Source organism: Rhodococcus sp. PSi06 (genome assembly GCF_054960675.1).
Map to the genome: position 1 here is coordinate 98,722 of NZ_JBHNYO010000013.1, position 12,095 is coordinate 110,816.

Below are 12,095 nucleotides of genomic sequence, written 5' to 3' on the forward strand. Positions count from 1 at the left end.
ATCGTCTGTGGCGTCTCGGCGAGGTGGCTGTACCGGTTCAGAGCGGGCAGCGCAGCGGAAACTAGCCCCGGCGTCCCGCTCGTCTCGCCAGTTCCACGGTCGCCGCGCGCAGTTCGTCGGACGAATCGATCGGAGCTGCGTAGCCGACCCTGGTGTACGCGACTCCGCGGGGCGAGAGCACCTTCAAGTCGAGTCCGTAGCGGTCCGCGGCGGTGCATTCGGCGGAGGTGGCGTCGGGGTAGCCACCCAGTTCGCGTGCCATCGCCGTCAGTGACGTCGAGTGGTCGGCGTTGAGGTGTTCGATTGCGTAAGCCGATGTGGGAGACACCGGATCGGGCGCTGCCCCGGCGTAGTCCTCTGCGGTTGCCGAATCCATCCGTCCGTATCCGCCGACCCATCGGACCCGCTGTACGCGCATGACCCACAGCGTGAAGTCGCTGTAGTCCACGTAGTACTTCGCCGCGGGCACCCCTGCCAAGTGCGCTTCGCGCGCCGCCGCCAGCTCGTCTCCCTCGGGCCGTTCGACCACGCCGGCCAGAGTGATTCTGCCCGACGCGAGCGGATCGGTCTGCGATTGCGGTGCCACGATCGACAGGCTTGCGCGCTGATCACCCGCGAGGTTGCGACCGTGCTCGGCCATCCGTGAGACACACAGGACCGGAGCGCCGCCGTGCAGTCCATAGGTGACGAACGATGCCCAGGGATCGCCGTCCGCGGTGAGGCTCGCAAGTGTCGCGATATTGGTGGACGCGGCGATCGTGCGTGCCTCTTCCGCTGCCGAGGGCCTCCGGTCGTCGACGACCGGGGACAGGGGCGGGGGAACGGACGGAGCGTCACCGGGGTCGCCGTGATCGAGTGCCATGCGCAGGATCTTACGGCGACGGAGTGTCGGTCAGGTGAATCGAATATCTACCGTCGCTACCGCCGCCGCGGTGCGTCCGGGCGCGGTCTGGTTGTCCCAGTACATGTTCGTGTGTGCAATGACCTGCTCGGGGAGTGGAGCTCCCCATTGCGTGAGATCCTGGGTCGTGTGCGCGTCGCTCACGAGCGTCACGTCGTATCCGCGGACGAGAGCACCGTGAAGGGTGGATCGCACGCAGAAATCGGTTTGTGCGCCTGCAACGATGAGATGCCCAACCTCGGCCGCTGTCAGTTCCTCCTCCAACGTCGTGTCCTCGAAGGCGTCCCCGTGCTTCTTGTGCACGACCGGATCGCTCGAAGCAGTAGGCAATGCATCGTGAAGCTCCCACCCGTCCGTGCCGAAGCGCAGTTCGTGGTCGGCCGAGTGCTGCACCCATATGACCGGTGTGTCCGTCTCGCGTGCTCGGGTCACCAGGGACACGATGTTGTCGATCACTCGTTCTCGCTCGTGCACGCCCATCATCACGTCCTTCTGTACGTCGACGACGAGTAGAGCTGTTGCGGGCCGGTCGGGCAGGGTAGTCACGCCGACTCCTTCCGAAAGTTGCTTCGACCGAATGCCTTTGGATCAGTTCGCGACGTATGCGGCCAGATGCTGCGCCGTCAGAGTGGAGCCGTCCGCCACCAGATCGGACGGCGTTCCCTCGAACACCACCAGCCCGCCGTCGTGCCCGGCACCGGGCCCCAGATCGATGATCCAATCGGCATGTGCCATGACGGCTTGATGGTGCTCGATGACGATTACCGACTTGCCCGAGTCGACCAGCCGGTCGAGGAGCCCGAGCAGCTTGTCGACATCGGCCAGGTGCAGCCCGGTAGTGGGTTCGTCCAATACGTAGACCCCACCCTTGCCTGCCATATGGGTGGCGAGCTTGAGGCGCTGGCGTTCGCCGCCCGAGAGCGTCGTCAGCGGTTGGCCGATCTTGAGGTAACCGAGTCCGACGTCGTTCAGGCGCTGCAGAATCTTGTGTGCAGGCAGCAATTTCGCTGCTCCATCGGAGAAGAAGTCCTCGGCCTCGGCCACCGACATGGACAACACTTCGTCGATGTTGCGACCGCCGAAGTGGTATTCGAGCACCGAAGCTTGGAACCGCTTGCCCTCGCACACTTCACACGGCGTGGCGACCCCGGCCATCATGGCGAGATCGCTGTAGATGACGCCTGCCCCGTTGCATGTCGGGCACGCGCCTTCGGAGTTGGAGCTGAACAGTGCCGGTTTGACAGCATTTTCTTTGGCGAAGGCCTTCCGGATCGGCTCCAGCAGCCCGGTGTACGTCGCGGGGTTGCTTCGACGCGAACCGCGGATTGCACCCTGGTCCACCGACACCACATCGTCCGTGCCCGAGAGCGACCCGTGGATCAACGAGCTCTTGCCGGAGCCGGCGACGCCGGTGACGACGACCAACACCCCCAGTGGAATGTCGACGTCCACATCGCGCAGGTTGTGTGAGTCCGCTCCGCGAATTTCGAGCACCTCCGAGAACTCACGCACCGACAGCTTGAGCGACGCGCGATCGTCGAAATGTCGACCGGTGACGGTGTCGCTGTGGCGCAGTCCTTCGACGGTGCCTTCGAAGCAGACATGCCCGCCTGCGCTGCCGGCACCCGGGCCCAGATCCACGACGTGATCGGCGATGGCGATCGTCTCGGGCTTGTGCTCGACGACCAGGACCGTATTTCCCTTGTCCCGCAACTGCAACAGCAGATTGTTCATCCGTTCGATGTCATGGGGATGCAGGCCGGTCGTGGGCTCGTCGAACACATACGTCACGTCGGTCAACGAGGAGCCGAGGTGGCGAATCATTTTGGTGCGCTGCGCTTCTCCACCCGACAGCGTTCCCGACGGACGATCCAGGCTCAGGTATCCGAGTCCGATTTCCACGAAGGAGTCCAGCGTTTCGCTCAGCGTCGTCAGGAGTGGTGCCACCGACGGTTCCTTCAGGCCTGCGACCCACGCGGCCAGATCGCTGATCTGCATCGAGCACGCATCGGCGATGTTGATGCCCTTGATCTTCGAAGACCGCGCTCCCTCGTTGAGTCGGGTGCCGTCGCAGTCCGGACAGGTGGTGAAGGTGATCGCGCGCTCGACGAAGGCGCGAATGTGCGGCTGCATCGCGTCGACGTCCTTGGACAGGAACGACTTCTGAATCTGAGGTACGAGTCCCGAGTAGGTCAGGTTGATGCCTTCGACCTTGATCTTCGTCGGTTCGCGGTACAGGAGGTCGTCGAGTTCCTTTTTCGTGTACTTCGCGATGGGCTTGTCCGGGTCGAAGTAACCGCAGCCGCGGAAAATTCGGCCGTACCACCCTTCCATGCTGTAGCCGGGAATGGTGATGGCGTTCTCGTTGAGGGACTTGCTCGCGTCGTATAGGGCGCTGAGATCGAAGTCACTGACCGAACCTCGGCCCTCGCAGCGTGGGCACATGCCGCCGGTGACGGAGAAGGACTTCTTCTCGGTGGTCTGGCGGCCGCCCTTGTCCACCTTGTATGCACCCGCACCCGAGACCGATGCCACATTGAACGAAAATGCTTGCGCCGAGCCGATATACGGCTTACCCACTCGGCTGAACAGAATGCGAAGCATGGCGTTGGCATCGGTGGCGGTACCGACCGTCGAATGAGGATTGGCACCCATACGCTGCTGATCGACGATGATCGCAGTAGTGAGCCCGTCCATGACGTCGACGTCCGGTCGTGCAAGTGTGGGCATGAAACCCTGAACGAAGGCGCTGTAGGTCTCGTTGATCATCCGCTGTGACTCCGCGGCAATAGTGCTGAAGACCAGCGAGCTCTTGCCCGAGCCCGACACTCCGGTGAACACGGTGAGGCGTCGCTTGGGCAGATCGACACTGATGTCCTGGAGATTGTTCTGCCGCGCGCCCTGCACGCGAATCAGATCGTGACTGTCGGCAGCATGCGGTTCGGAGACCTGCGTGACCTTCTTCGTCGCCATGAGCAGTCAGGCTAGTCGCACCGGGACACCTGTGCTTCTCGATTCCTGATCGATTCCGGTGGCGCACAGCGCCTCGTCCAGTCGGCTCAGGTCTGCCGCCGAGGACTCGAGAAGTGGACGGCGCACGGTTGCGTGGGACAGTATGCCGATTCGGGCCAGTGCTGCCTTGGCCATGATGGCGCCCTGCGTCGTGCGCATGATGGCGTCGGTAAGCGGCAGCAAGGATCGCTGCACTGCCTTCGCCCGATCCAGGTCGCCGGATCGGACCGCATCGATCAGTTCGGCGTAGCGTTCGGCCACAACGTTGCCGGTGACGCTGACCAACCCTGTTGCACCGCAACAGAGATAGGGGAGCGCCAGCTCGTCGATCCCGCAGTAGTATGCGAGCTCTGTCGAGGCCATGACGGTCATGGCCTCGTAGAGGTCGCCCTTCGCGTCCTTGACAGCCATGATCGAGGGATATTGGGCCAATTCGATCAGCGTCGCCCCCTCGATCGCGACGCCCGTGCGCGCCGGGACGTCGTACACCATGACGGGAAGCCCACCGGCCTCCGCGATGTCGACGATGTGCGCCGCAATTCCTGCCTGGGTGGGACGCGAATAGTGGGGAGCGCTGATCAGAAGGGCATCGGCCCCGCCCGCCGCGGCGGACCGAGCCATGTCCTCACCCGCCGCCGTGTCGTTGGTACCGATCCCGGCAATCACCCGAAGGGCATGGTCCGAGTGCCCTCGGGCCACCGTGATCAGCTCCGAAATCTCGTGGGAGGTCAGGGTCGGTGCTTCGCCGGTGGTGCCAGCGACGACGACTCCGTCGCAACCGGTCGACAGTAGATGCGCCAACAGAGCGTCGACTCCGCGCCGGTCGACTGCTCCGGTGGGCTGCATCGGGGTTGCCATGGCGACGAGGTTGGTTCCGAAAATCGACGAGGGCGTGGTCGCGGTGATGGTCACCAGCCGAGTGTGAACCGTCGGAAACATTCGGTCCAGCGACGCAATTTCAGCATTATTACGTAGTGTTGCTTCATGATCGATGTGAGTGCGCTACACGCGCTGCGCGCCGTGGCTGCGCTGGGCACCCTGGCCAGAGCAGCCGACGAGCTCGGATACACCTCGTCGGCGATCTCCCAGCAGATCAAACGACTCGAACGACAGGTCGGAACCTCTGTTCTGGCGCAGGCCGGCCGAGGCGTCGTACTCACCCCGGCCGGTCGCGCGGTCGTCGAGTCGGCGGACGAGGTGTTCCAGGCCCTCGAACGCTGTGTGGAGGCGGCAAGATCCGCGGACGAGGGTGTGGCACGTGGTGTCGTTCGCGTCGTCGGCTTCTCCACTGCCCTTCGCGGTCTGATTGCACCGGCCATGGACAGGCTGCACCGGCAGTACCCCGAGCTGACCGTTCGTATCAGCGAGGAGGATCCCGACCGCGCCTTGCACAGTGTCCACGCGGGTGCGGCCGACGTGGCATTGGTGCACGATGCCGATGGCGTACCGGCGACGGCACCGCCCTCGATCGTCCAGCGACCGATCCACACCGATCACGGCGATGTGATCATGAAACGGAGCCACCCCCTGGCCGCGCTGGGGAGAGCACCGACCCATACCGACCTCGCCCGCTATCCGTGGGTCACCAGTCCGGCCGGAACGGTGTGTCATCAATGGTTCCGCCGATTGTTCGCCGAGTCACCCACCGAGGCCGATGTTCGCCATCTGGTCGACGACTTCTCCACCCAGCTCGCATTGGTCGCGGGGGACGATGTACTCGCGCTCGTTCCTCGTCTCGCGCGGCCCGTCCTCCCTGCGGGTTTGGTCGCCGTTGCACCTGCGCACATTCCGGTGCGCGAGGTGCATGCGGCCTGGAGGCACAGCGCTGACGCAAGCCCGGCAATTCATGCGGTGCTCGATGTCCTCTGCCCGGCGTCGGCCCGTTAGGTCAGAACGACAAGCTGTCCCGTTGCTCGCGTCATCGCTACGTACCGGTCGACGGCGCCGGCGATGCCGGACCCGAACGAATCCGGGTCGACGAGAACGACGAGGTCGTATTCGAGTCCCTTGCTCAGTTGCGGAGTCAGAGAGCGGATTCTCTCCGAACCCGAGAACGTAGGATCGCCTATGACACATCCGATTCCGTTGATGTTCGACGTCGACCACCGCTCGAGGATCGACGACAGATCCGCGGAGTTTCCGTATTCGACAGGCACACCGGTGCTGCGGATCGACACCGGAACGTTGGCGTCCGGCAACACTGCTCGGATCACCGGCTCGGCCACTGCCATCACTTCTCGCGGCGTGCGGTAGTTCACGCCGAGTGTGGCAATGTCGACCCGGTCGAATCCCACTCGTCCGAGCCGGTCGGTCCAGGATTCGGAAAATCCCCGACGCGACTGTGCGCGGTCTCCGACGACTGTGACGCTGCCCGACGGGGAGCGTTGCCGCACCATCTGCCACTGCGCGTCGGTCAGCTCGTGCGCTTCGTCCACGACGATGTGTGCAAACGGGCCGGCCAGAGGATCGGTGGACACCTCCTCGAATCCCGAGTGATCGACGAGGGCATCGCGAATCGCTTCCTGCCGAAATTGCGAGGCCATCATGTCGTCGTCGTCGGCAGCCATGAGTTCCTCGACGACGCGATCCATCCGAGTCCGCTCGCTTGTCGCGGCACGTTCTCGACGCCGTATGCGCCGCTCGTGTCCGGGGTCTCCGAGCCGTCTGCGCGCGGCATCGAGCAGGGGTAGATCTGCCAGTGTCCATCGCGTCGGGTCGGTTCGTTGCAGCATGCGTACCTCCTCGGCGCTCAGCCAGGGTGCGCAACGGCGGAGATACGCCGGCACGGTCCACAAGTCGCCGACGAGGTCGGCGGCGTCGATGATTGTCCAGGCCGTTTCGAGCATCCGACGTAGATACTTGTTGCGCTGCAGAGACTGTCGTACTTCTCGGGTGGACTCGCCGCCGTTGTATCGCTCCGTGAGGATCGTGATCAGTAGGTCCCAGATCTGTTCGCGAGCCTCGTTGTGCGGAGTGCCGGGGTCCGCTGCCCCGAACGCGTCGATCCAATCGTCCGGGGTCAGTCGCAGGTCGCCCCATTCTGTTTCCACGATCGTGGTCTGGTTGGGCGGCTGCTCGTAGAACGCGACGGCCGCGTCGATCGCGTCGACCATATCGAGAGTGGACTTCAGTTGCGCCACCCTGGGATCGGACTCTTCTGTGGCGTCCGTTCCTTCTGCGACGAGGTCCCGGAGTGTGCAGGTATGGACGCCGTCTTCGCCGAGAGTCGGCAGGACGTCGGAGACATAGGCGAGGTACGGCTCGTGCGGGCCCACGAACAGTACTCCACCGCGATTGTGTCCGATCCGTGAATCCGTGTACAGGAGGTACGCCGTACGATGCAGCGCCACAACTGTTTTCCCGGTACCCGGCCCTCCGTCGACAACGAGAGCTCCGCGCGCATCGGCTCGAATGATTGCGTCCTGGTCTGCTTGCACCGTACCGAGCACATCTCGCATTCGCGCCGACCTATCGGCACCCAAGCTGGCGATGAATTCCGACTGATCGTCCAGTGCAGCATCGGTTGCGAGCTCCGCCGAGTCGAACACCTCGTCCCAATAGTCTGTGATGAGGCCGTTCGTCCAGCGGTAGCGTCGCCGACTCGTCAATCCCATGGGTTTCGCGTGAGTCTCACCGAAGAAGGGTTCGGCAGCGGGGGAGCGCCAATCCACCAGAAGTTGCTCGCCCGAGCTTCCCAGCAGCCCGAGGCGTCCGATGTACACCGGCTTGGCCGAGCCGGCGGGAACCATTCGACCCAGGCACAGATCGACACCGAAACGACCCAATGATCGAAGTCGCCCGTTGAGGCGATGGATCTCGAAGTCGCGCTCCATCACCTCCTGGCCCATCCGGCCCGATGACTTCTGCATGGCGGTCAGCCGTTCGATCGTGTCGGCTCGAGACTGCTCGATGCTGGAACGGATAGCCGAAAACTGTTCTCTGTCATGTCCGATCGCAACGGGATCGCGCTTGCGAGCAAGGGTTTCCGGCAGGTGGCAGACGGACGGGTGTTCAGGTTTCACAGAACTCCGATCGATTGATTCCCAACTACAGCGAGCCATTCTGAGCCCGGTACGGGGTCTTGCCGCAAGCCCTGGGGTGCGCTATACATTGAAAGTGGAAAGAGGTCGCCGTCGCTTTCCGCCCCCTTCGTTCGATCGCAACATTGTGCTCGTGCGTGGATGTATTCCTCTCGCCGGAACCGGCGTGCTGGCCGGTGGCGCAGTCCAACTGGGCTTTCTTCTCGGCCCGACCGTCGACGGCCACGGCGGCGAAGTCGGTGCTGTTATCGCGGTCATCGGTCTCAGCGGCTGCACGGCGATACTCGCCTGGTGCTGGTCGAGATTGTCCGCCCCGCGGATAGCGATCGGAGCCGCAGCATCGACGGCAGTGCTGTCATTTCTGACCACGGCCCTGTTCGTCTTTCTGGCGGCAGCTCCGTACGACGCAATCGTGTGCGACAACTCGTCCGATTTCTGCGGTCTCGGAGTGGTCCAGGTCGTGTCGACGCTGGGCGCAGTGGTGCCATGGACAGTGGCCGGAATCCCAGGACTGGTCGTCGTCGGTAGGGACTATCGTCGAAATAGCCTCTCGGAGAACTGATTCGGTTTCTCATTGATCCCACGAGAGAGTGGCTAGCGATCGGTGAGCAGCAGACTCTCGATCGCGCCGGCGTCGACCGGTCGTCCCAACAAGAAGCCCTGGGCGAAGTCGCATCCCGCGGCGGCCAATGCCTCGAGTTGGTCCTCGGTCTCGACCCCTTCCCCGACGACGGTCACGTCGAATGCTCGAGCGAGCGCAACGATCGCCGCGATGATGGCGCAGGCCCGCGGAGCCGGTAGTCGGGCGATGTACGACCTGTCGATCTTGAAGCTCTCGAACATGGGGTAGCGGTCGAGATACGACATGGAGCTGTGACCCTTTCCCATGTCGTCGAGCAGCAGAGCGACCCCCATCGAATGCAGGGCGGAGACGGTGTCGGCGACTCGTTCGGTGTCCGCGACCCAGACGGTTTCGGTGACTTCCAGACCGAGGGCGTGAGCAGGAAGGCCGGAGTCCGACAACACGGACGCAACCTCCTTCGGAAAATCCGGATCGCGAAGTTGTAGTGCGCTGACGTTGACGCGTACGACGATGTCCGAGAACGCTCGCCATCGCGCCGCGGCAGCGCATGCGGTGCGAAGCGCCCATGTACCCAATGGTGTTGCAAGTCCGGTTCGTTCGGCAACGCTGACGAATTCGCTGGGTTCGATCGGACCCAGGTGACGGTGATTCCAACGGGCCAACGCCTCGACTGCAACGATCTTCCGAGTCGAGATTTCCACCAGCGGTTGATAGGCCAGCGTGAGTTCGTTCGCTTTGAGGGCCGCTCTGAGATCTATCGAGAGCGACCTGATGCGATCTGCATCGTAGAGATCGGTGGGATCGAAGACGGCATGGCCGCCCGTACCGCTGTCCTTCGCGCGATACATGGCGAGGTCCGCACGGTGAATGAGGTCCTGTCGTGTCGAATTTCGATCGGACACAGCTATGCCGATACTCGCGCTGAGCGGGATCGGAACATCGACGGCAGAAAACGGGACCGCGATCGTACTCGAGATGTGCCGCGCAAGTTCTTCCGCATGCTCGACGCTGTCCACGCCCTCACAGACGATCAGAAATTCGTCTCCGCCCAGGCGCGCGACGGTATCTGCATCGCGGATTGCCGAGGCGAGTCGGTCGACGAATGCGACCAATGCGCGGTCGCCGGCTTCGTGGCCCAGGCTGTCGTTGATGATCTTGAAGTCGTCGATATCGAGCAACAGCAGCGCGACGGTGCCGATCTGTCGACGGGCGCGGGCCAGCGCAGCGTCGATGACGTCGTAGGCCAGCGTGCGGTTCGGCAGACCGGTGAGGTCGTCATGGGTACTGCGTCGTCTCAACTGATGTTCCAGATCGATTCTTCGAACCGCCGCGGACACGATCCCGGCGACGGAACCGAGAAACGACACTTCCTCGTCGCGGTAGAGACGGTCCTCCACGCTGTGGATCGAGAGCACTCCCCAAGCGTCGCCGGCGACGTCGAAGATCGGAACTCCGACTCCGCTGCGGAGCCCGAAAGCAGCCATCGTCTCGGTGCGAAAACGAGTCTCCACAGTGCGGTCGTTGCACACGGCGGGCTCGGAGTTCGCCAGTACGTATCCCATCAACGAACCGTCTCCGGATGGAACGTCGCGCCGTTTGCCGAGGACACCGCTTGCGGCGTCCATGGTGAGATAAGGATCGTCAGGGCGCTCGAGATGGGCAATGGCGGAGTTTCCGACACCGATCAGGGTTGCTGCGGTGTCGGTAGCGGCCGTGAGCAGCTTCGGTAGCTCGGCGATGACGGCGAATCGACTGAGATCGGCCAGAGCCTTCTGCTCGAGCGCATGCCTGTCTGCAACGAGTGCATCGGCTGCCATCCGAGCATTGCGTTGTTCAGCGGTGTGACGATGGCGAATGGTGGAAGCAATCACCTCGGGCCCGCCGTCGTCGGAATCGATCGAATAGGCGGTCACTATCACCGGAATTCCTGCACCGGTCACTTGATGGCGTAATTCGCAGTAACCCTCCCACTTTCCATCGGCGCGCAGACCCGTACCTATATCCGCCGCGAGATCGAGACCGCCCGGCGTGAGGAAGTCGAGCGCACTCATTTCCAGTGCAGCGGAAAGACTTGTCGATCCGATGAGGTCCAAGCCGGCAGGATTGATGTACAGGACCGTTCCCGAGAAGTCGGAGAGGGAAACGAAGTCCGGGAAGCGATCGAGAAACAACCGTAGGCTCACCGGATCGCCCGTGAGATCGTTCACCGGTCCTCCGATCCAACTCGCTCGTCATGTGAGCGGCTCCGGTCCGATGTTATTCCGCAGGTGCGATCCGTGTGCACGAATGGCGCAGCGGGACGGGTCGGCCCGCGAACAGTCGGCCTGCCGGTGTCGTGGGGAACCTACTGTGTCGACGTCGTCGTTCGCGGCCGTCGAGCAACGAAAATCGCGACATTGCCGACCATCGTCACCTCGACGTGTTCGAATCCGTCGGACAGAAGCCGACGAAGACCGGGCACGTCGTCGCGGCGGTTATCGAACGCTCCGATCTTGTTGTACGCGAACATCAGCGCGGCACCGAGGACTGTGAAGCTCTGGTCGACACCGATAACGGTGGATCCGAACAAGACGCCCTCCGGCTTCAGCATCCGCGCAAGGTTCGTCAGAGCAGCAGCCTTGGTGGACCAGTCGCCGGGGAGGCAATGCAGAACGTAGTTGATCGATACCGAATCGAACGTGTCGACGCGCGTGTGCAGCGGTGCCAGCACGTCGTGCTGGATCCGAGTGACCGCGACATCCAGTCGGGACGCCGTATGCGTGAGCGAGTTGGCGTTGAGATCGAGGAGGGTGAGGTCGATATCGGCGGGCAGGTCGATGTTCGCGAGGGCCCAGCCCGATCCAGGGCCGACCTCGAGATGGCGGTGCCCGATGTACTGCCGGTAGAGATCGACGAAATGTTTTCTGTTGCAACGCCATCCAAAGCTATTCGAGATTTTCACGACCCACAGGTCGTACACGTTGAGGAACAGTCTGCTGTACGGAGCAGCACCGGCTCGGGTGGACAGCGTCGTCATGTGGTCGGGCGCCTCTCAGAACATCCGGGAGTTACGGACTGTCACCACACCACAGTTGTGTCCTCGACGCGAACTCGACCGAAGAATCTGTTCGTGATGTCGTCCCCGGAATGGTCGAAGCTGCGGACGATCACGGTGAGCTCGTCCACCAGAGCGTTGAGCGCAGGGGAGTGGACCTCGATTCCGCCGTCGCGAATCCAACCCGACGCGGGTGGGATGCAGCTGATGACGACGACGATCTCGCAGCCATGGTGTACGTCGACGTCGATCCGAATGTCTTTGGGTGAGTTTGCAATTGGATCGATAGTGGCAACATCGACGGATTCGGCAGTGGACGGACTGTCGGCACGGGCCATCGCGATGTCGTTGCGAATCATCTCGGCGATGCTGCCCAGGCTCGAATGCCGACCGACACGGCCGTGGTTGGAACCGACTGTCGACGAGCGTCCGAGATCGGCCGCGACGTTCGTAGCATCCGATTCAGCATGCGCTGCGCTGTGTCCCGTTCCGAGATGCCCGTACGAGGGTGATCGATCAACGTTC

General features: G+C 63.1%; 10 protein-coding genes. 2 read left to right on the forward strand and 8 right to left on the reverse strand.

What is annotated here, in order from left to right; genetic code table 11:
• Positions 1 to 61: 61 nt before the first annotated feature.
• The 4 genes from ACFI9K_RS17750 to dapA are packed head-to-tail and all read right to left on the reverse strand — an operon-like array spanning position 62 to position 4,825.
• Complete coding sequence (locus ACFI9K_RS17750; protein WP_462664714.1) at positions 62 to 862, reverse strand: HugZ family pyridoxamine 5'-phosphate oxidase; 801 nt, start codon at positions 860 to 862, stop codon at positions 62 to 64.
• Between the two features lie 30 nt (positions 863 to 892).
• Entirely contained in the window at positions 893 to 1,447 is a 555-nt protein-coding gene (locus ACFI9K_RS17755) for a cysteine hydrolase family protein (protein ID WP_462664715.1), read from the reverse strand.
• A gap of 42 nt (positions 1,448 to 1,489) precedes the next feature.
• Positions 1,490 to 3,874: an ATP-binding cassette domain-containing protein gene (locus tag ACFI9K_RS17760; protein ID WP_462664716.1), complete on the reverse strand. Its 2,385-nt coding sequence runs from the start codon at positions 3,872 to 3,874 to the stop codon at positions 1,490 to 1,492.
• A 6-nt stretch (positions 3,875 to 3,880) separates the two neighbouring features.
• Entirely contained in the window at positions 3,881 to 4,825 is a 945-nt protein-coding gene (gene dapA / locus ACFI9K_RS17765) for a 4-hydroxy-tetrahydrodipicolinate synthase (RefSeq protein ID WP_462664717.1), read from the reverse strand.
• A 72-nt stretch (positions 4,826 to 4,897) separates the two neighbouring features.
• Between dapA and ACFI9K_RS17770 the strand changes: the two genes are divergently transcribed.
• Positions 4,898 to 5,800: a LysR family transcriptional regulator gene (locus tag ACFI9K_RS17770; protein ID WP_462664718.1), complete on the forward strand. Its 903-nt coding sequence runs from the start codon at positions 4,898 to 4,900 to the stop codon at positions 5,798 to 5,800.
• On the opposite strand, the gene helR is transcribed toward ACFI9K_RS17770, so the two are convergent.
• Complete coding sequence (gene helR / locus ACFI9K_RS17775; protein ID WP_462664719.1) at positions 5,797 to 7,974, reverse strand: RNA polymerase recycling motor ATPase HelR; 2,178 nt, start codon at positions 7,972 to 7,974, stop codon at positions 5,797 to 5,799. The genes ACFI9K_RS17770 and helR overlap by 4 nt on opposite strands.
• Positions 7,975 to 8,086: 112 nt before the next feature.
• Between helR and ACFI9K_RS17780 the strand changes: the two genes are divergently transcribed.
• Positions 8,087 to 8,515 carry a hypothetical protein gene (locus ACFI9K_RS17780; RefSeq protein WP_462664720.1) on the forward strand — a complete coding sequence of 143 codons (429 nt, stop codon included), beginning with the start codon at positions 8,087 to 8,089 and terminating at the stop codon, positions 8,513 to 8,515.
• Positions 8,516 to 8,547: 32 nt separating this feature from the next.
• Here the strand turns inward: ACFI9K_RS17780 and ACFI9K_RS17785 are convergent, their stop codons facing one another.
• From ACFI9K_RS17785 to ACFI9K_RS17795, 3 genes are all read right to left on the reverse strand, one after another.
• Positions 8,548 to 10,743: a sensor domain-containing protein gene (locus ACFI9K_RS17785; protein ID WP_462664721.1), complete on the reverse strand. Its 2,196-nt coding sequence runs from the start codon at positions 10,741 to 10,743 to the stop codon at positions 8,548 to 8,550.
• 137 nt (positions 10,744 to 10,880) lie between these two features.
• Positions 10,881 to 11,552, reverse strand: coding sequence for a class I SAM-dependent methyltransferase (locus ACFI9K_RS17790; protein ID WP_462664722.1), 672 nt, complete (start codon positions 11,550 to 11,552; stop codon positions 10,881 to 10,883).
• A gap of 41 nt (positions 11,553 to 11,593) precedes the next feature.
• Entirely contained in the window at positions 11,594 to 11,929 is a 336-nt protein-coding gene (locus ACFI9K_RS17795; RefSeq protein ID WP_462664723.1) for a hypothetical protein, read from the reverse strand.
• Between the last annotated feature and the right edge of the window lie 166 nt (positions 11,930 to 12,095).